This window comes from Herbiconiux liangxiaofengii, from assembly GCF_041927335.1.
In the GTDB taxonomy this organism is placed as follows: domain Bacteria; phylum Actinomycetota; class Actinomycetes; order Actinomycetales; family Microbacteriaceae; genus Herbiconiux; species Herbiconiux liangxiaofengii.
Window position 1 is genome coordinate 20799 of record NZ_JBHFHD010000012.1, and the last position, 17571, is coordinate 38369.

General features: G+C 69.0%; 20 protein-coding genes, 1 tRNA gene and 3 pseudogenes. 12 read left to right on the forward strand and 12 right to left on the reverse strand.

Annotated features, from left to right (window positions below):
- The first annotated feature begins 52 nt into the window (after nt 1-52).
- The 3 genes from ACEXOR_RS13575 to ACEXOR_RS13585 are packed head-to-tail and all read left to right on the forward strand — an operon-like array spanning nt 53 to nt 2314.
- Nucleotides 53-964: an NAD(P)/FAD-dependent oxidoreductase gene (locus ACEXOR_RS13575; protein ID WP_374850356.1), complete on the forward strand. Its 912-nt coding sequence runs from the start codon at nt 53-55 to the stop codon at nt 962-964.
- Nucleotides 965-981: 17 nt separating this feature from the next.
- On the forward strand, nt 982-1725 hold the full coding sequence (locus tag ACEXOR_RS13580) for a DedA family protein (protein ID WP_374850220.1): 744 nt from the start codon (nt 982-984) through the stop codon (nt 1723-1725).
- A gap of 22 nt (nt 1726-1747) precedes the next feature.
- On the forward strand, nt 1748-2314 hold the full coding sequence (locus tag ACEXOR_RS13585; protein ID WP_374850221.1) for a putative glycolipid-binding domain-containing protein: 567 nt from the start codon (nt 1748-1750) through the stop codon (nt 2312-2314).
- Between the two features lie 21 nt (nt 2315-2335).
- On the opposite strand, the pseudogene ACEXOR_RS13590 reads toward ACEXOR_RS13585, so the two are convergent.
- From ACEXOR_RS13590 to ACEXOR_RS13600, 3 genes and pseudogenes are all read right to left on the reverse strand, one after another.
- Nucleotides 2336-2605 (reverse strand): annotated as a pseudogene (locus ACEXOR_RS13590) (DUF4440 domain-containing protein); the annotation flags it as partial.
- The gene (locus ACEXOR_RS13595; RefSeq protein WP_374850222.1) at nt 2502-2972 is read right to left on the reverse strand and encodes a GNAT family N-acetyltransferase; all 471 of its coding nucleotides are present in this window, start codon (nt 2970-2972) and stop codon (nt 2502-2504) included. The pseudogene ACEXOR_RS13590 and the gene ACEXOR_RS13595, both read right to left, overlap by 104 nt.
- 34 nt (nt 2973-3006) lie before the next feature.
- On the reverse strand, nt 3007-3492 hold the full coding sequence (locus ACEXOR_RS13600; protein ID WP_374850223.1) for a GNAT family N-acetyltransferase: 486 nt from the start codon (nt 3490-3492) through the stop codon (nt 3007-3009).
- A gap of 174 nt (nt 3493-3666) precedes the next feature.
- Between ACEXOR_RS13600 and ACEXOR_RS13605 the strand changes: the two genes are divergently transcribed.
- Nucleotides 3667-4773, forward strand: coding sequence for an NAD(P)-dependent alcohol dehydrogenase (locus ACEXOR_RS13605; RefSeq protein WP_374850224.1), 1107 nt, complete (start codon nt 3667-3669; stop codon nt 4771-4773).
- A gap of 16 nt (nt 4774-4789) precedes the next feature.
- On the forward strand, nt 4790-5383 hold the full coding sequence (locus ACEXOR_RS13610; protein ID WP_374850225.1) for a TetR/AcrR family transcriptional regulator: 594 nt from the start codon (nt 4790-4792) through the stop codon (nt 5381-5383).
- Between the two features lie 14 nt (nt 5384-5397).
- On the opposite strand, the gene ACEXOR_RS13615 is transcribed toward ACEXOR_RS13610, so the two are convergent.
- Together ACEXOR_RS13615 and ACEXOR_RS13620 are read right to left on the reverse strand one after the other, a co-directional pair.
- Nucleotides 5398-6678, reverse strand: coding sequence for a hypothetical protein (locus tag ACEXOR_RS13615; protein WP_374850226.1), 1281 nt, complete (start codon nt 6676-6678; stop codon nt 5398-5400).
- A gap of 74 nt (nt 6679-6752) precedes the next feature.
- A complete protein-coding gene (locus tag ACEXOR_RS13620) occupies nt 6753-7115 on the reverse strand; it encodes a PadR family transcriptional regulator (protein ID WP_374850227.1) in 363 nt (120 codons plus the stop codon).
- 343 nt (nt 7116-7458) lie between these two features.
- Between ACEXOR_RS13620 and ACEXOR_RS13625 the strand changes: the two genes are divergently transcribed.
- From ACEXOR_RS13625 to ACEXOR_RS13640, 4 genes and pseudogenes are all read left to right on the forward strand, one after another.
- Nucleotides 7459-8031, forward strand: a complete 573-nt coding sequence (locus ACEXOR_RS13625) for an alternate-type signal peptide domain-containing protein (RefSeq protein ID WP_374850228.1) — start codon at nt 7459-7461, stop codon at nt 8029-8031.
- A 103-nt stretch (nt 8032-8134) separates the two neighbouring features.
- Nucleotides 8135-8749 carry a hypothetical protein gene (locus ACEXOR_RS13630; protein ID WP_374850229.1) on the forward strand — a complete coding sequence of 205 codons (615 nt, stop codon included), beginning with the start codon at nt 8135-8137 and terminating at the stop codon, nt 8747-8749.
- On the forward strand, nt 8746-10095 hold the full coding sequence (locus tag ACEXOR_RS13635; protein ID WP_374850230.1) for an RICIN domain-containing protein: 1350 nt from the start codon (nt 8746-8748) through the stop codon (nt 10093-10095). The genes ACEXOR_RS13630 and ACEXOR_RS13635 overlap by 4 nt, the downstream gene beginning before the upstream one ends.
- A gap of 104 nt (nt 10096-10199) precedes the next feature.
- Nucleotides 10200-10463: pseudogene (locus ACEXOR_RS13640) on the forward strand (signal peptidase I); the annotation flags it as partial.
- 388 nt (nt 10464-10851) lie between these two features.
- Here ACEXOR_RS13640 and ACEXOR_RS13645 read toward each other — a convergent pair.
- Together ACEXOR_RS13645 and ACEXOR_RS13650 are read right to left on the reverse strand one after the other, a co-directional pair.
- Nucleotides 10852-11808, reverse strand: coding sequence for a phosphotransferase family protein (locus tag ACEXOR_RS13645; RefSeq protein ID WP_374850231.1), 957 nt, complete (start codon nt 11806-11808; stop codon nt 10852-10854).
- Between the two features lie 44 nt (nt 11809-11852).
- Nucleotides 11853-12341 carry a DUF2000 domain-containing protein gene (locus ACEXOR_RS13650; protein ID WP_374850232.1) on the reverse strand — a complete coding sequence of 163 codons (489 nt, stop codon included), beginning with the start codon at nt 12339-12341 and terminating at the stop codon, nt 11853-11855.
- Between the two features lie 108 nt (nt 12342-12449).
- Here ACEXOR_RS13650 and ACEXOR_RS13655 point away from each other — a divergent pair, with 108 nt between their 5' ends.
- Entirely contained in the window at nt 12450-12911 is a 462-nt protein-coding gene (locus ACEXOR_RS13655) for an Lrp/AsnC family transcriptional regulator (protein ID WP_374850233.1), read from the forward strand.
- A 43-nt stretch (nt 12912-12954) separates the two neighbouring features.
- Here the strand turns inward: ACEXOR_RS13655 and ACEXOR_RS13660 are convergent, their stop codons facing one another.
- Nucleotides 12955-13548 (reverse strand): DJ-1/PfpI family protein, encoded by a 594-nt coding sequence (locus ACEXOR_RS13660; protein WP_374850234.1) that lies wholly within the window; start codon nt 13546-13548, stop codon nt 12955-12957.
- 102 nt (nt 13549-13650) lie between these two features.
- Here ACEXOR_RS13660 and ACEXOR_RS13665 point away from each other — a divergent pair.
- Nucleotides 13651-13725 (forward strand) — tRNA-Gln (locus ACEXOR_RS13665).
- A 478-nt stretch (nt 13726-14203) separates the two neighbouring features.
- Entirely contained in the window at nt 14204-14440 is a 237-nt protein-coding gene (locus ACEXOR_RS13670; RefSeq protein ID WP_374850235.1) for a hypothetical protein, read from the forward strand.
- 114 nt (nt 14441-14554) lie between these two features.
- Here the strand turns inward: ACEXOR_RS13670 and ACEXOR_RS13675 are convergent.
- The 4 genes and pseudogenes from ACEXOR_RS13675 to ACEXOR_RS13690 all read right to left on the reverse strand — a co-directional run.
- Nucleotides 14555-15508: pseudogene (locus ACEXOR_RS13675) on the reverse strand (recombinase family protein); the annotation flags it as partial.
- Between the two features lie 207 nt (nt 15509-15715).
- On the reverse strand, nt 15716-16099 hold the full coding sequence (locus ACEXOR_RS13680) for a hypothetical protein (protein WP_374850236.1): 384 nt from the start codon (nt 16097-16099) through the stop codon (nt 15716-15718).
- 126 nt (nt 16100-16225) lie between these two features.
- Nucleotides 16226-16492: a hypothetical protein gene (locus ACEXOR_RS13685; RefSeq protein WP_374850237.1), complete on the reverse strand. Its 267-nt coding sequence runs from the start codon at nt 16490-16492 to the stop codon at nt 16226-16228.
- A gap of 151 nt (nt 16493-16643) precedes the next feature.
- Complete coding sequence (locus ACEXOR_RS13690; RefSeq protein WP_374850238.1) at nt 16644-17471, reverse strand: replication-relaxation family protein; 828 nt, start codon at nt 17469-17471, stop codon at nt 16644-16646.
- Nucleotides 17472-17571: the final 100 nt, after the last annotated feature.

Here is a 17571-nt window from a genome sequence, read left to right on the forward strand (position 1 = left end):
CACTGCTGCCCCCGCCGAGCCGGTTCGCGGCTTCGCCGGCGACGCCTACGAGGTGGTGGTGATCGGCGGTGGCCCCGCCGGCCTCTCGGTGGGGCTCAACCTGGCCCGCGCCCGCCGGCGCGTGCTCATCCTCGACAGCAACCGCCCCCGCCACTCGGCCACCCTCATCTCGCACGGCTTCATCACGCGCGACGGGGTCGCCCCCCTCGAACTCCGGGCCCTCGGCCGCGAGGAGTTCTCGGCGTACCCGACGGCCGAGTTCCACCAGGGGCTCGTCGACTCCGTCATCCGCACGTCGGGCGGTGACTTCACCGTCACGTCGCGCGGCGTGCGCGGCTCGGCGAACCGCGTCGTCACGGCCGCCGTGGTGGTTCTCGCCCACGGCCTCACCGAGACCCTCCCGGCCCTGCCGAGCATCCGGGCCTACTACGGCACCGCGCTGCACAGCTGCATCGCCTGCGACCTGTTCGAGAAGACCGACCAGCCCCTCGCGATGATCGGCGAGACCCCGGATGTCGCGGAACGCGCCCTGCTCGTCTCGCAGATCACCGACGACCTCATCGTCTTCACCAACGGCTCCGCCGACGCCGTGACGGCCGCCGAGGAGCAGGCGCTCAGCACCCGCGGCATCGCGGTCGAACGCCGCGCCATCGCCGACCTCGACGGCGACCGCTCGGGTCTCACCGGGGTGCGCCTGGACGACGGCACCGTCATCCCACGCACCGGCGGTTTCGTGCGCCCGCTCTGGGCGGTTCCCACCGCCCACCTCGAGGCTCTCGAGCCCGCCCTCGAGCGTGACGCCGACGGCTACCTCGTGGTCGACGCCTCCGGTCAGACCTCCCAGCCGGGCCTGTTCGCCGCCGGCGACCTCACGCCCCCCGGCCCCCAGCAGCTCATCGTGGCCGCGGGAGCCGGAGCCCGAGTCGCGGCGGCCGTGAACCGCCACCTGCTCGGCCCCCTGTGATCGGGCATCCGGTCATCATGCACCCCGTGGTGCAGGACCTGTTCGGGGTGCAGGACACCATCGAGGGTGCCGGCGTCTGGGGCCTCGTCATCGTGTGCGCCATCATCTTCGCCGAGACGGGCCTGCTGATCGGGTTCTTCCTGCCGGGCGACACGCTGCTGTTCTTCACCGGGCTGCTCACGTTCACCGGCGCCATCCCGCTGCCCCTGCCGGTGGTGGTGCTCGCCGTGTTCGCGGCGGCGTTCCTCGGCGACCAGCTCGGTTACCAGATCGGCCGCCGGGCCGGTCCCGCCATCTTCGAGCGCCGTGACTCCGGGTTCTTCAGCCGCGCCCAGGTCGAACGCACCCAGCGATTCTTCGACCGTTTCGGCGGCTGGGCGGTGACCATCGCGCGCTTCATCGGCGTGGTGCGCACGTTCGCGCCGGTGGCGGCGGGCGTCGGGCACATGAAACGGTCGCACTTCTCGGCCTACAACGCGCTCGGAGCCTTGCTCTGGTCGGTGGCCATCATCGGCCTGGGCTACGCCCTCGGCGGCATCCCGGCGGTGGCCGAGGTGGTGCAGCAGTACCTCGAGTGGGTGCTGCTCGGGGTCGCCGTGCTCACGATCGGGTCGGCGCTCGTGGCCTTCTTGCGGCAGCGGCACGCGGCCCGCGCGGGCGCGAACCCGGGTTCGACTCCGAACCCGGATGCGGCGACGGATGCGGGGACCGGCACGCAGCCCGGCAGTGCGCCCGGCGCGGCATCCGGTTCTCCGGAGTAGGTTCGACGGCGAGGAGGTGCCGGTGCCTACTGTGACCCGTTCGCTGGCCTGGGTGCCTGCGTCGCACCCCGGGTTCGAGGGTGCGACCGTCACGATCTCGCCCAGGGGTTCGATCGCGGTCGGGCACATCACGGCGGAGGCCACCGCCGAGGGCGGCGCCTACGACGTCGACTACCGCATCGAGTGCGACGAGGCCTGGCGCACCCGGCACGTGCGAGTCACCGAGTCGTTCACGAGCCGCTCGGTCGAGCTCTGGTCGACCGGCGACGGCCACTGGAACGGCGACGACGGGCGCCTGCTGCTCGGGCTGATCGACGCGATCGACGTCGACCTCAGCGCCACCCCCTTCAGCAACACCCTGCCGGTGCGCCGCCTGGGGCTCGCTCTCGGGCAGAGCGCCGACATCGTCGCCGCCTACATCGACATCCCGTCGCTCCGGGTGTCGGCCGACCGCCAGCGCTACACGCGCACGGGTCCGTCGACCTATCGTTACAGTTCGATCGACGGCTCCTTCGTGAGCGACGTGGAGGTCGACGACGAGGGCTTCGTCGTGGATTACCCGGGGCTGTTCTCCCGCGTCGGGCGCTGACGGGAGACGCTCATGATCGCGCGGCTCGCGGTCAGGGGGTCTGGGCTCCTCACCCTGAAGAGCCGCGATCGTGTCGGCAGAGGTCCAGCGACGCCCGGAGCGCCCGATCTCGACGAAGTCCTCGGCGATCAGAGACGCCACGCGATCGGAGTCACGTCGCACCGCCGGTCGATGATGCGTCGTGGCCTCACCGACGACGCATGTGCAGCTCGAAGCCGTACGGCGGATCAGCGCGTCGCCGGCCGTCGAGAGCGAAGCCGTGCCGCTCGTAGAACCGCAGAGCTCGCACATTCCCGTCGAAGAGCCACAGCTGGGCGGATCGCGCCGGCAGACTCCTGGCCAGGAGTCGACTCCCGAGCCCGGAACCCCACGACCGCTGCCGGGTGTAGAGCCCGAGCAGTTTCGGCACACCGGCGAAGGCCGGTCGGGTCGAGCGAGCGAATCCCGCGAGGCCCTGGGCGTCGAAGGCCACCAGCACGTCCTCGTCGGCGATGCGCGCGGCCCAGCGGCCTTCGCGAACGCTCGCGGCCTCGTCATGCCGCCGTCGCAGCGCATCCGGGTCGAGGATGCCGCGGTAGGCCTCGTCCCAGACCACGAGACTGAAGGCCGCGAGCTGTTCGGCGTCGCCCTCGGTCGCGGCTCGGATCCCCGGCTCCATCCGCCCATCCTGGCACCGTGACCACGGCTTCGGGTCAGTGAGCGAGGTCGGCTTCGGCGCGGAGGGGGAGGGCGCGGCGGATCATGGGCGGGCCGCCGAGCGGGTGCGGCGTGGGGTCCCCTTGCGGCGTGAACCCGGCCGAGGCGTAGAGCTTCTCGGCCCGGCTGTTGCCTGCCCGCACATCGAGCTCGATCGAGGTGTGGCCGAGGCGGGTCGCCGAACGGATGGCGTCGCCGAGCAGAGCCCGCCCGGCCCCGCGCCCGGCCTCGCCCGGAGCGACCGCGAGCAGCTCGAGCAACGCCACCCGCCCATCTGCCCGGGCGCCCTCGTCGACGGTGAGGGCGAACGCCGAGGGCTCGTCGCCGACCACGGCGAACCGCACGATCGGTCGGGTGAACTTCGCCCGTGCCCGGGCGGCGACCTCCGGACCCTGTTCGACGCCGTCCCGCGCCTGCAGTGCGCCGACCCAGAGGCCCACGCAGGCCTCGATGTCGTCGGCGGTGCCGGCCCGGATGCTCACGGGTCGACGATACTGCAGCTCGCGCCCGGCACCCGTCGGCGGGCAGACGGCCGACTTTCTGACAGGTGTCGGAAAATCGGCGTACAGTCGACAGTGATCCCGACGACGCGACGCCGAACTCCTCCGACCTCGACGTGACCATGCGCCGTCCCGTGTTTGCGAGAAAGGCATCCCATGACCACCACCGCCCACGCCGCCGTGCTCCGCGGTCTCGACTCCGCATTCTCGTTCGAGGACGTGGTGCTCGACGGCATCCGCCCGAACGAACTGCTCGTCAAGATCGTCGCGACCGGCCTCTGCCACACCGACCTCGCCGTGGTGCACGGCCACATCCCGGCCGCCTTCCCCACCGTGCTCGGCCACGAGGGCGCCGGCATCGTGGAGCAGGTCGGCTCGAGCGTCACCGACTTCGCCGTGGGCGACCACGTGGCCGTGTCGTTCGCCTCGTGCGGGCACTGCGCCAACTGCCTCGCCGGCCGGGAGGCCTACTGCCTCAAGTTCATGCAGCTGAACGTGGCCGGAGTGCGCGAAGACGGCTCGGGCACCATGACTGCGCCCGACGGCGGCGAGATGCACGGAGCCTTCTTCGGTCAGTCGTCGTTCGCCTCGCACGCCATCGTCTCCGAGCGCAACGCCGTGAAGGTCTCCGACAGCATCCCGCTGGAGATCGTGGGCCCGCTCGGCTGCGGCATCCAGACCGGCGCCGGCACCGTGCTCAACTCGCTCGACGTGCCCGCCGGCTCGAGCATCGTCGTGAGCGGCACCGGTGCCGTGGGGCTCTCGGCCATCATGGCCGCCAAGGTGGCCGGCGCCACCACCATCATCGCCGTCGACGTGCTGCCCGAGCGACTCGAGTTCGCCACCAGGCTCGGCGCCACCCACACCGTCAACGGCCGCACCGACGACGTCGTGGCCCGCATCCTCGAGATCACCGACGGGCTGGGCGCCGCCTACGGGGTCGACACCACCGCGGTGCCGCAGGTGGTCGAGAACATCGTCGCCGCCACCCGCTTCGGCGCGACCGTGGCCCTCGTGGGCGTGGGAAAGCCGGATGCCGTGCTGCCGCTCGGGCTGGTCTCGGGCGCCGGCAAGACCCTGGTGGGCGCTATCGAGGGCGACTCGGTGCCGCAGATCTTCATCCCGCAGCTGCTCGCCCTGTTCGAGGCCGGACTCTTCCCCTTCGACGAGCTGATCACGCGCTATCCCTTCGACCAGATCGAGCAGGCCATCGCCGACACGCAGTCGGGTGCGGCGGTCAAGGCCGTGCTCACGATGCCGTGAGGGGCATCCTGAAGCGATGACCTCGCGCCGGGACCCCCGCACCGCTCGCACCGTGACCGCCCTCGGGCGAGCGCTGCGGGAGTCCTTGCGCGAGCTCCCGCTCGACACCATCTCGGTGAGCGCGCTCTGCCGCGCCGCGGGGGTGCAGCGCACGACGTTCTACACCCACTTCGGCACCGTCGCCGAGCTGCTGACCACCATGCTCACCGAAGACATCGACGCCCTGCTCGACGTGCCGGACCCCGACGGTTCCAGCGTCGAGGAGCTCGCGGACGAGTTCCAGGAGACGCTGGTCGCGGCGTTCCGACTGGTGCAGGCCGATCGGGCGCTGTTCCGGGCGGGCTTCGAATCGGATGCCTCGGCACCGTTGCGTCGCTCGCTGACGGCCATGTTCGACGCGCGTCTCGCCCGGGCGCTGCAGATCTGGGCGACGGTCGGGGTGGCGCGCGACGTGGACGAGCCGGTGGCGCGCTCGTTCGCGGCCGGCGGCCTGACCGCGTCGGTGGAGTCGTGGGCGCTCAGCGACGACGACGACGCGGTGGCCCGCGCCTCGGCGGTGCGCGACCAGATGGCGCCGTGGTGGCCGCGCCCCCCATGCGACGGGCCCTGACGGCACCCGTGACGTCACGACACCCGGGCGGCCGGTGCGGGCATCCGCGGATCGGGGCGTGAGCGCGGGCGGCGAAGGAGCACCACCGCGATGGCGGCCGCGAGAACCGGGGCGGCGAAGGCTGCCAGCATCGCCATCATGAAACCGACGGATGCCGCCAGTGCGACGCCGATGGCCGCGACGAGCGCGGCACGCGCCCGCGCATCCCGCGGCAGCAGCGGCCGGAACAGGAGGGCGCCGGTGACGCCGACGAGAGTCGCGGCGGCGACCAGGAGCGGCCAGCCGAGCGGCCCGTTCACGTCGGTGGCGTAGGAGATCGCGACGAGCCCCAGACCGGCGACGAGCGTCACGGTGGGCCAGACGACGGCGTTCCCGAAGCGGGGGCGCAGGGCGGCGGACGCGGTGAGCACCGTACCGACCGCGGCGATGGACCCCACGGTGATGCCGATCTGCATCGTGCGGGTCGAATCGCCCGCTGCCGGCACGAGGACGCTGCCGGCGAGTGCGAAGGCCACGCATCCGAGGCCGACCAGGCACAGGGCCGCCGACGTCGCAGCGAGCCGACGCCTGACCCGGGGCGCGAGCGGGCGCGGTCGATGCGCCGGGGTGGCCGCCGCAGGTTGGCGCGAACGAGTGTGCACCGTGCAGAGGATGAGGACGAGTGCGCTCAGGAGAACCGTCGCCGTGGGGATCAGGGTCGCCACACCGACAGTGAAGGCCGCCGGAACGGCCACCACCGCGGCCAGCGCCGACCGCCCGACCCGGTTGGACGGCCTCCTCAGGGTCGCCGCCACGACGACGGCGACGCTGATCGCCCCCAGCGCCCACGCGACCGCCGCGAACTCGAGGGTCGCGGATCCGAACCACGACCGAGCCAGTCCGGCGTCGGCCTCGTCGAATCCGATGCTCCAGGATGCTGCCGCCAGAGCGCCGGCCGTCCAGGCCGGGATGGCGACGGCTCCGGCCAGGGCCGCCGGCTCCGGCGCGAGTGCGCCCGAGCGCACGACGAGACCGCCCGCGGCGAGCGACAGCAGCAGGGCTCCGGCGTACTGGGCTCCGAGAAGCACCGCGGGCGTCCAGGAGGCTGCCGAACCGGCCGTCGACATCCCGATCAGCGGGCCGACGCTCAGGATGAGGGCCAGGGATGCGACGGCGGCGAGCAGGCCCGGTGTCGCTCGCGCGGCGAGTCCGTGTGCCCGGATGGACCAGGCCTCGCCGGCCGACAGGGGCCCCCGGCCGTCGTCGGAGTCCCGGCCGTCGTAGGAGCCCTGGGCGTCGAGGGTGTCGAGGAACACGGCGGCGTTCTCGTCCCGCCAGCGACGCGGGTACCACCGCAGGAGCCTCTGCGCGGTGGCTCGGCGCGGCGCCCTCACGCGAGAGCCGTCATCGCGGGAGCGGGGCGGCCCGCCGGTTTGGGCGCTTTCGTCTTCGGTGCGGCCATCCGCGACCGCGCGGCGGCGGCGCGCATCGCCAGCCGGTCGACCTCGTCCTCCAGGCCTCGGGAACCCTCGGGGGTGATCTCGTAGTAGCGGCGGGCCCGGCCGTCCACGACGTCTTCGCCGACGACCGCCACCTTGCCCTCGCGGGTCAGGCGCTCGAGGGAGGCGTAGAGGGTGGTGACCCGCAGGTGCACCGTCCCTCCGCTCAGCTCCGCGACATCCTGCAGCACCGCATACCCGTGACGCCGCTCGGAGGCCAAGGCCGTGAGAATCCAGAACACCGTTTCCGACATGCTCGGGAGTATACCCACATCGGGAGTATTGCTCTCCCTGACGTGAGATCGAAGCCTGGCAAACGACCCCCAAGGGGGGCACCTGCCCATTGCGGTCGGGAGCGGTGTGCCATACTCGCCCCAAGTGGGTTTCCCTCAGCTCCCAAGCTGTGACCCGTATGCAGATCATCGTCCCCTGCCTGTGCCATTTCTTTGGCATCTCAAGTGCTCCCTTCAGACGGTTTTCTCTCACCGCCCGCGATCCGAGTGACGCTCGTGCACCCTGCGCGGCGCATCCGTTCGTCTGCTGAAGGGTTCGTGGACATACACGGCGCCCGTTCTCGGGCGTTCGAAAGGACCCATCATGAACGGCATCCTCAAAGGAACCATCGCCGGTGCAGCCGGTATCGCCCTCCTCCTCGGCGGTGCGGGCACCTTCGCTCTCTGGAACTCCAGCGCGACGACCGGCGGCGGCACCATCGTGGCCGGAGACCTCTCGATCGCCCCGTCGAGCACCGAGGCGTCGTGGAGCGTGAACGGCGGAGCCCCGCTCTCGACCCTCGACGGCTACCCGATCGTTCCCGGCGACGTGATCGTGTACACCAAGGACATGGCGATCACCGCCGAGGGAGACAACCTCGTCGCGACCCTCGACGTCGACCCGGCGTCGATCACCGCATCGTCGACCACCGATCCGGCCGACGTCGCGCTCGCCGACTACCTGTCGGCCAATGCCGTGCTCAGCGCGAGCGGCGACGGCATCTCGGCCGGCTCCGCCCCGTACACCGTCACGGCCGGCGCTGCCGGGGTCTCGCAGAACGTCACCGTGAGCGTCACGGTCACGTTCCCGAAGAGCTCGACCGCCGGGTTCGAGAACTCCACCAAGCTCGGCTCGGTGAACCTGAACGCCCTGGCCGTCACCCTCACCCAGGTCTGATCCGGCCGGGCCGGCTCTGCTCGTCGGGCGCCGGCCCGCCGCCGCCGCGAGGCGGACATGACATCACAGCACCGAGAACCACACACCGAGAAGGGGTGACGGGATGAGCGGATCAGTCGAACGAACGAGCACGCGCCGCAGCGCCGCGCGTCACGCCCGCCGTCGCTCCCCGGTTCGCGGCATCCTCGTGCTCGCCGTCCTCCTCGTCGGAGGAGCCACCGTCGCGACCGCCGCCGGCTCCTCAGGCACCTTCGCCCTGTTGAACGCCAGCGAGTCGACCGCGGAGGCGCCGGCGGTGCTCACCTCGGGCACCGCCGAGCTGACGGTGTCGAGAATCTCGATGCCCACCAGTGCTCTCTACCCGGGGCTCACCGTCTCCGGCCCGGTGACCGTCACGAACACCGGCGCGGTGCCGCTCTCGATCGCCGTATCGGGACTGACCGCCTCCGGTGCGGCGCCGACCTCCCCGTTCGCCGCCGCGCTCGTCTTCGGGGTCGGCACCGCTGCTCCCGGACGCTCCTGCACCGACGGTGGCGCTCGCTCGTCGTGGACGGGGACCTTCGCGTCCGTCACCCCCGGGCCGGTCTCGGTGAGCGTCCCCGCCGGCGAGAGCCGTGTGCTCTGCGTCTCGGCGACCTTGCCTCAGGATGCGCCGGCCGCGACCCAGGGTCAGCCGGCCACCGACTTCCTCCTGCGCCTCATCGGAACCCAGATTTGACACCCCTCACGCAGTACTCCGCGGGCCTCAGGCCCCGACGGCCGCGCACCTCGCGGAGCGTGCGCAGCCGCGGGTCGGCGACCGGCCTCACCATCACCGCCCTCGTCGTGGCCCTGGCCCTGCCGCTCGGCATCGCACCCGCCGGCCCCACCTCGGCGGCGGCGAGCTGGCGTACGCCAGAGCACACCACGTCGGCGGCGATCTCGCCGGGGAGACTGGCGATCGCCCAGTCCGGTTTCGCGACCGTGGCCACGAGCTACACGTCGAGTGCCCTCACGGTCACCGCCCCGGTCGTCATCACGAACGCGGGTTCGATCCCGGCTCCCTACACTCTCCGCCTCGGTGCCCAGGCGGCCACCGCACTGGCGCAGGCCGTCGAGGTGCATGTCTGGGCCGTGCCCTCGAGTGCCGGATGCACGTCCTCCACGACCGCGTCCGGCCCGTCGGCGAACTGGACGACGGTCGGTGCTGTCACCGGCACCCTGGCACCCGCGGCGACCGCGGTGTATTGCATCCGAACGGCCGTCTCGCAGGCCCAGCGGTTCAACCAGAGCGCCGGGAGTCTTGTCGCGACCTCCGTCGTCACCGCCGCTCAGGGCTCATGGACGAGCACGGCCAGCGCCACCGCGGCCCAATCCGTGGCCGACACCGTCACGCCGGGAGCGACCACCAAGCTCAGCGAGACCGACAGCAGCATCTCGCTCACCTGGTCGGCACCGTCGGATTCGGCAGCGGTCACCGGCTACCAGATCTTCCGGGGCTCGACGCTGATCGGCACCGTGCCGGCGTCCCGCCGCCAGTTCACCGATTCGGGGCTCTCGGTCTCCACCTACTACCGCTACACGGTGCGGGCGATCAGCTCGGCCGCGCCCGGCGCCGCATCCCCGGAGTCGCAGGCCGTGCTGCACGCGACGGGATGGCTCACCTCGACGAACTGGTACACGGTCAGGAACGTGGCGACCCAGCTCTGCGTCTCGGGGGAGGCCGGCGCCTCCTCGGCGGGCGAGGCCCTCGTTCAGACGAGCTGCTCCCCGCGTGCCGACCAGCTGTGGAAGTTCGTCGTCGACGGCGCGTACCTGAAGGCCACTCCGATGTCGTCGGCGAGTCTCTTCTGGGACAGCCCGAGCGACCGAAGCGCGATCCTGCGGACCTCGAGCTCCATCAGCGCCCAGAAATGGGAGGTCGTTCCCATCGCTCCCGGCTCGGGCACCTTCCTCCTTCGCAACCGCAACAATCTCTGCCTCGACACGTCCGGCGGGCTCGCCGCCAGCGGCCGTCCGGCGCTCCGCGTCACGGAGTGCACCTCCTCGACGGCGCAGCAGTTCAGCCTTCAGAAGGGTGCCTGATCGTGGCGGCGTCTGAGGGCGGAGGACTTCTGCGGTCGATCGGGCAGTCGCTGGCAGTGGCCTTCCTCCTGCTCGTGCTGGCGCTCGGCGCCGCTGTGATCGCCGTGCCGCGACTGGCCGAGGCCATCCCGCTCACCGTGCTGACCAGCTCGATGGAGCCGGGGCTCCCGCCGGGAACGCTGCTCATCGTCAGACCGGTGGATCCCGGCGACGTGCGCGTCGGCGATGTGGTCACCTACCAGATCCGGCCCAACGTGCCCGGAGTGATCACGCATCGCGTGGTGAGCATCAACCTCGCCGCCGACGGCAGCCGAACCTTCGTCTTCAAGGGCGACAACAACAGCATCGCCGACAAAGACCCGGTGATCGAGGCACAGGTGATGGGGCGCGTGTGGTACTCCGTTCCCCTGATCGGGTTCCTCAACACGTCGACGGGGGGAACCGCGCGGGCCTGGCTCATCCCGGCCGGCGCCTCCGTGCTTTTGCTCTACTCGGCCACCACCATCGTGCGCGGCCTGTTGGCGTCCCGTCGCAGAAACCGTCGCCGCGCAGCGGCAGCCGCTGAGGCAGAAGCTGCTCCTCGCCGAGCCGGCCCCCGCCACCTCGTGAGCCAGCCCGGCCCAGGTGACCAGCCCGGCCCAGGTGACCAGCCCGGCACAGGTGACCAGCCCGGCACAGGTGGGCACGTCGATCGTGCACACGACGTGCTCGTTGCCGACGCCCCTCGGACGGGCGGACGCGACCCGGGAGAACGGGTCACAGCACGCCGCGCTGGGCCAGCCAGCGCATCGTCAGGTCGCCCTGGAGCCGTTGCATCGGTCGCAGCTGCGGGAGGCCGGGGACGGCGTCGCGGTGGCCGTCGCGCCAACAGCGCCCGGCCAGGCCAGCGAGCATCACGTTCACCTCGTGCTGGGGAGGGTCCGCACCGGTGATGCCGCCGAACACGCGCTCCGGGTCGAAACCGTCGGCCGCGACATCCGGAACCAGTCGAACCCAGTCGGCCCAGCTCGGTGCGGTCCACCGGTGTGTCCAGTCGACCAGCCGCAGCCGACCCGAGGGTTCGCGCATGACGTTGTCGCGCCGGATGTCGCCGTGCTGCAACGCGGCTCCTCCGCGGAGGGCGGTCGTCCAGTCGGCCTCGAGCTCGGCGAGGGTCTCGACTCGGAGCGCGTAGGGCAGAACCCGGCCCCGGAGGTGCGCGACGGACTCCTCTGCCGGGCCGTCATGGTCGGCCAGCGCCGCCCAGGTGCCGAGCAGGGGCGAGAAGGCGTCGGCATACGCCTCGGTGCCGAGCACCGGGCTCGGATCGAACCGCTCCCGCATGACGGAGGCGAGCGCCGCGAGACCCTCGAGATCGCTGCTCCGCCACCCCTCCACCGCGGCCCCGGCGAGCCGTTCGTAGACGGCCACGTACCAGCCGTCGCGCTCGGCCCAGCCCAGGAGCGCGGGTCCGAGATCGGAGACGATCTCGGCCAGTTCCGCTCCCACCCGAACGGCCGCACCGCCGGGGTCGGCCGTGGGCCCCGCCTTGACGAACACGTCGCGGCCGTCGTCGCTCGAGACGATCGAAGCGACGGATGCGGTGAAGCCGTCCGCGGCCGGCCGCTCGCTCAGCGAACCACCGGAGAGCAGGTCGCGAACGAACTCGACGACCGGCAGCGGGGCCACCTCCAGCAGCCGCGGTCGCGAGAAGTCACCCCCGGTTCGGCTCATCCCTAGACCGTACCGGCCGCAGCGCACGCGACCTGCTTCCGGGTTCAGAGGAGCTTGAGCTTCTTCACCAGGCGGTCGACGGTGGCCCGCGGCCCCACGATGCTGAGCGCGAGGCTCTGCAGCGCCCCCGGTTCGGTGCGGGAGAGCTCCGCGAGGTAGTCGTCGTAGACCCGCGTGGTCTGGGCGGCCAGCGGCATGTCGGAGATCCACAGCGCCTCGTCCGGATCCGTCGCCGCGTCGGCGGCCGTCACCGCCCTGGCCCGCACGGCCGCGAGCTGCTCCGCCGACGCGCCGAGCAGGGTGCACCCCGCCCACGCGAGCCCCGGATGCTCGAACCCGCTCGCATCCGCGCCCGCCGGCCCCTGCAGACCGCGCACGGCCTCGCCCGTGGCGGCCGCGACACAGGCCACGGCGTTGGTCAGCCGTCCGGCTTCGAGAGCCGAGTCGACCACCACCACCCACTTCAGGCGCGCCGACCGGGTCGACTCGTGGGTGAGGATCTCCTCGGGGCGGTAGGCGGGGGTCGCGTGCATCCGTGTTCTCGCTTCGTCTGCCGGCCCTCACGGCCGGATGCGCCGATAGTATGCACTCGCACGACACTGCTGCAACGAAGCCGTACATCGTACGGAGAGGAGGGCCGAATGGCCTCGCTGGACGCACTCGACACGGCCATCCTGCGCGAATTGCAGACGGATGCACGGCGCACCAACCGAGACCTCGCCGCCTCGGTGGGGGTGGCGCCCACCACCGCCCTCGACCGGGTGCGGAGCCTCGGCGACCGCGGAGTGATCACCGGATCGACCGTCACCGTCGACCTCGCCGCGCTGGGTCGACCGGTGCAGGCGATGATCGCCGTGCGCATCCGCCCGCCGTCGCGAAAGCACATCGAGGGGTTCCGCTCGTGGGTGAGCGGGCTGCCCGAGACCATCGGCGTGTTCGTGACGTCGGGTACGGAAGACTTCCTGGTGCACGTCGCGGTGCCCGACAACGAGGCGCTCTACGCCTTCGTGATCGACCGCCTCACCGAGCGGCCCGAAGTCGCGGATGTGCGCACGTCGGTGGTGTACGAGCACGTGCAGAGCGCGGTGATCGCGCCGTTGTGACGGCGTGGGGTCGTCGCGCGGTCTGGCCGCCCCCGGCCTGGCCTCAGACGGGCGGCTGCGGGTCGTACTGGATGCCGCGCCGAACCTCGACGGCCCGCTCCCGCCCGGCCAGCCGGTCGACGAGGTGCAGGGCCATGTCGATGCCGGCCGAGACGCCCGACGAGGTGACGACATCGCCGTCGTCGACGAAACGGTCATCGGGGCGCACCTCGATGCTCGCGTCGAGCTCACCCAGCAGCTCGAGCGAGCCCCAGTGCGTGGTGGCAGGGCGCCCGGCGAGCAGCCCCGCGGCGGCGTAGACGAGCGAGCCGGTGCATACGCTCGCCATAATCGGCACCGTCCGGCGCTGCGCCCGCACCCAGTCGAGCTCGGCCGGATCGGCCAGCCGCGGGCGCGTGCCCTTCCCTCCCGGGTAGATCAGCACCTCGAGCGGCGGCGCCTCGTCGCGCGTGAGGTGGGGGAGCACCCGCAACCCTTTGGCGCAGGTGACGGGGTCGAGGGTCTCGGCCAGCATGCGCACTTCGTACCCGTCTTCGGGGTGGTTCAGCGTCCAGTAGGCGAGCACCTCCCAGGGCCCCACAGCGTCGAGTTCTTCGACGTTCTCGAACAGCAGGATGCCGATGGTCTTCACGCTCATGGGCTCACGCTACCCGGGTACGCCGCGCCGCCCGGGGCGCTTTTGGCAGGGGGCCGCGGATAGGCTAGGGTAGACGACGGCCCGAACTCCGGTGAAGGCCATTGGGGTATGGTGTAATTGGCAACACGGCTGATTCTGGTTCAGTTGTTCTTGGTTCGAGTCCAGGTACCCCAGCCAAGGTAGTTTTACTCAAACCATGGCAAATAAAGAGTGAAGCAAGTCTGCCTTGGCTCCGCAATTCAGGCGTTTCAAGCCGTTCGTTTTCGTACGAACGGTTTTCGTTGTTTTTACGTTCTTGCTGTCTGCATAGCGCCTTCGTTGCTCCACGGATCTCCTCCAATACATCGCGGGGCTCGACATGAATCGGCGGATCTTGGTCGACGTAGATCTTCTTATAGAAGGTCTGGAGTAGTTGGCGTCGAGCCCCATCGGGCGCTCGACGAAACATGAGTCCCGGCACGACGAGGAAGTTGAGGTAGCGATTCAGTGACTGCTGCCCGCGGGTAATCTGTTCGTCCGTCTTGCCGAGCCGCTCCTTCAGTGTTCCTCGCTCCAGTTGCAGGGCTGCAAGCCGATCGCGAAGTCGCGGTGTGCTGATTGCCGCGTCGGCTGCGAGGTCGAGGAGTCTCTCCTCCTTGATGTCCAGCTGGCGAAGGTGGGCATTGATGTTGGCTCGCATGTCTCGGTCCATGACCTGGGCTTGCTCAAGTGCGGCATCGACTTCGGTTCGAATGTGATTGATGTAGGTCTCGTCGATAGCCAACGTGCCGAATTCGCGAGCGAGCTGCTCTTCTACTTCGCTCACCGCAAGGGAGCGCAGGTCGCACCATCCTTGCTGGCGTCCGCGGCAGATGAAGTATTCGTAGGTTCCGCCGTTCCCTTTCGCTTCTGAATAGATGAGTCGGCTTTCGCGTCCCGCCCTGTGGCACCGCTCGCACCACAGGAGTCCTTTCGCCCAGTGATGGTGGACGATGTCCCTCTGGCCACGTTGAACGCGTTCATTCAGAACGGCTTGGACCCGCACGAAGAGTTCCTTGCTGATGAGTGGTTCGTGACGGCCTGCGTAGAGCTTGCCTTTGTACCGGATGACACCCGCGTAGTAGGGGTCACGGAGTACGTTTGCCAGTTGGCTCAAGGAAATCGGCTGTTCCGGCCATCGCCGCGTCGGGCGGGTGGTCAAGCCCTGGCTAGCCACCTCCTCTCGCAACTGCTTGATCGAATAGTCGCCTGAGGAATAGGCCTGGAATGCCCATTGCACGATAGGTGCCCGTTCTGGGTCTATCGAGATCGTGGTGATGAGGCGTCCATCGAAGTTCTTTCTGTCGTTGAGATACCCGAGCTTGGCGCGTCCAACGGATCCGCCGCTTTCGACTTTGTGGAGCATCTTCTGTGCCACATCTCTGCCATTGGTGCGAACCTGCCAGTGGTTCATTCCGTCGGTGAAGAACTTCATCACAGCCGCTTGGATGGGGTCCGCCCCGAAGTCCTCGGTGGCCGAGAGTAGCTCTATCCCAAGCTGTTGAAACTCGGCCTCTACGGCCGTTGCGTCGTAGATGCTGCGGAAGGCTCGAGAACGTGAATATATGACGACATACTTGATGACGTCGGCATTTTCGCGAACGTACCGGAGCATCTCCTTGAATATTGGTCGCTTGTCGATGGTTTGCGCCGATTGTCCAGGTTCTACGAACTCTCGAACAATGTTCGTGCCGAGTTCTTTCGTCTTTCGCTGAGCCCACTCGCGCTGGGTTGCGATCGAGTTGCCATCGCTGTCGACGTCAGAGGCGGTGTTCAGCTGTCGCTGGCTGGAGACTCGAAGCAACACGACAGCACCTGTCTTGGAGAGCAAATTCGTAACTTCTGCGCCATCACGGTGAAGTCGCACAAAATTCTCTAGACCAGTCTGGTCTGGTGATGCGCTCGGGAATGCGTCGGTGTGTGATTCCACTAGTACCTCCATTCTGCCAAAATACCCGGTCAAACTGCTTTTTTCGGCCGAATCTGGGCATTGGCTCACTGACTGTAGCTCTCTTCGCCAGACGAGTCGAGATGTACGGAACGAGAATGTGAAGCGGAATGAACATCACCTTGTCGCTGGCCCATTGGCGGGTCCACCCGCCGGCCATCCGGCGCACTGGATGGCTGGAGATGACCGGCGGGTAGGTGTTCATTCCTCGTCGACATAGGTCCTGTCGAGACCTGCGATCTGGAAGTGCTTGTCCCAGAAGTCGGTTTCATCTGTCCTGGTTGTCAGATGGCGTCGGCTCACGAGGTAGCAGTTCTGGACGTGGGTCGTTGTCGAGAAGTCGAAGAGTGCTTCGAGCCCTGGTCTGAGTCCCTGCAGGATTCCGTAGTCGATGAACTCGGCCACGATGATCGTCTGCTCTCTGCGCGCGGCTTGAGCGATGATGTCTCGTTGCTGGTCCAATGTGTCACGACCTACCCGAAGGGGCGACCTTGGGTCGGAGCGGCTCCGCGCCCTCAGGTAGGCCACCCCTGTCCGATAGGTCGTTCCTTGGTAGTGCTCTTTGTAGATTGACGTGATGGTCATGGATGCCTCCTTTCACGAGGAATTGGTGTCCTGCGGCTGGTTGCCGCTGGATCTGTGTTTAGTTATGGTTCCCCTCTCGGGGTCTTTGTCAGCCCGCGGGATGCGAACTGAAGTCTGCGGGGTCGATCAACTGAGGAATTGGTAGATGCGGCCGTTGAACTCGACGAAGTCGTAGATTTCGTCCATACGGTTTTTGATGAGTTCGAGGTTCCAGGCGAGCATGTCGGGGGTGATGCCGTTCGCATGCATCATCTGGGTGAGGGCGTCAGCCCAGCCGAGTCCGTCGAGTTGTGCGTGGATGGCCTCGTCGAGCGTGGCGTGGCTGCCGCGGTAGGCGGCGTGGAAGTCGTCCTCGAGGTGCTCTGAGGACGGGTTGGCGTCAGGCAGCGTCAAGAAGGCAGCGAGGGCGTCACCGATCTGTCGATGAGCATGTTCGAGGCGCTCGGCGGTGCCCTGTTCTGTACGGCGAAGCGCTGCGCTGGGGGGAGCAAGTCCTCGTCGGGTTCGGCCGCGTGCCGTCCTCGGGGCGGGTGTTCGGGGTGGTTCATGATGGATCCTCCTTTCCTGGGTCGGTGGTCTGGTTGGTGATGATGGCTTCGAGTTCGGCGAAGGGTGCGACGGTGAACATGCGCGGATGCAGTGAGCGAGAACTCGCGATGGTGGCACGGAGTCTGTCGGCTCTGGTCTCGTTGGTGGTGAGCCAGAGCACCCGAGGAAAGACCCCGTAGGCAGCCTGCTCCTTGCCCGTTCGTCGGTAGAGTTCGTAGATGCCGCATTTGCTCAGGACGGTTCGCGTCGATTCGGTGCCGAGGTCGACTTCGATGTACCAGTGGTCGTTGAACTCCTGGTCGGAGATGACGGCGGCGAGGTCGGGCTTGAGCCAAGCCGGCTGGCCAGTGCTGCTGGTGAACTGCCTCCAGGCGGCATGTTCGATCTCGACGTTACTGAGGACGCGCTCGTGGGCGCGGGCGACCTCCGTGAGCCGGATTCTGGTCTCGGCAATGGCAAGCGTGTGGTCGAGGAAGGTCGTGGAGGGGTCGAGGAATCTGCGCTGGGTGTCGGTGCCTCGGCTGAGCAGGCGGTGGCCGTTGATATCCAGTGCCCAGATTTGGGAGCTGGATCCTCCTCGGGTTCCGCCAACGCGGCGAGAGAGCCGTGTCACGGTGCGGAGGCGCTGGAGCCGTTCCATGACCCGGCTGCAGGCGCGTGCTCCGGCTGGCAGTGTGGCGTGGTCGTGGAAGTGAAGGCGCACGATCTGTTGCCCGGTGAGGAAGCGGTGCTCGCCGAGAGCACGAAGGATGGCGAGGTCTCGATCAGAGAATCGTTGTCGAAAGTCCTCTAGTTGGAGATGTCCCAAGTGGTGGACACTCATGAGTGCCGCCGATCGGTTGAAGACGTGATGACGATCCCGCCGAAGCAGGGATTAGTCGTTGCAGCAGTTCGCCCTCTTGCCGCCAAAGACGGGCCAGCCG

What these genes read in the sequence shown, in the direction of transcription:
- ACEXOR_RS13660 (WP_374850234.1), bottom strand. Translation starts at nt 13,548, where the DNA reads ATGAGCGTGAAGACCATCGGCATCCTGCTGTTCGAGAACGTCGAAGAA.
- ACEXOR_RS13690 (WP_374850238.1), bottom strand. Translation starts at nt 17,471, where the DNA reads ATGAGTGTCCACCACTTGGGACATCTCCAACTAGAGGACTTTCGACAA.
- ACEXOR_RS13580 (WP_374850220.1), top strand. Translation starts at nt 982, where the DNA reads ATGCACCCCGTGGTGCAGGACCTGTTCGGGGTGCAGGACACCATCGAG.
- ACEXOR_RS13645 (WP_374850231.1), bottom strand. Translation starts at nt 11,808, where the DNA reads ATGAGCCGAACCGGGGGTGACTTCTCGCGACCGCGGCTGCTGGAGGTG.
- ACEXOR_RS13680 (WP_374850236.1), bottom strand. Translation starts at nt 16,099, where the DNA reads ATGACCATCACGTCAATCTACAAAGAGCACTACCAAGGAACGACCTAT.
- ACEXOR_RS13620 (WP_374850227.1), bottom strand. Translation starts at nt 7,115, where the DNA reads ATGTCGGAAACGGTGTTCTGGATTCTCACGGCCTTGGCCTCCGAGCGG.
- ACEXOR_RS13655 (WP_374850233.1), top strand. Translation starts at nt 12,450, where the DNA reads ATGGCCTCGCTGGACGCACTCGACACGGCCATCCTGCGCGAATTGCAG.
- ACEXOR_RS13650 (WP_374850232.1), bottom strand. Translation starts at nt 12,341, where the DNA reads ATGCACGCGACCCCCGCCTACCGCCCCGAGGAGATCCTCACCCACGAG.
- ACEXOR_RS13610 (WP_374850225.1), top strand. Translation starts at nt 4,790, where the DNA reads ATGACCTCGCGCCGGGACCCCCGCACCGCTCGCACCGTGACCGCCCTC.
- ACEXOR_RS13625 (WP_374850228.1), top strand. Translation starts at nt 7,459, where the DNA reads ATGAACGGCATCCTCAAAGGAACCATCGCCGGTGCAGCCGGTATCGCC.
- ACEXOR_RS13630 (WP_374850229.1), top strand. Translation starts at nt 8,135, where the DNA reads ATGAGCGGATCAGTCGAACGAACGAGCACGCGCCGCAGCGCCGCGCGT.
- ACEXOR_RS13595 (WP_374850222.1), bottom strand. Translation starts at nt 2,972, where the DNA reads ATGGAGCCGGGGATCCGAGCCGCGACCGAGGGCGACGCCGAACAGCTC.
- ACEXOR_RS13605 (WP_374850224.1), top strand. Translation starts at nt 3,667, where the DNA reads ATGACCACCACCGCCCACGCCGCCGTGCTCCGCGGTCTCGACTCCGCA.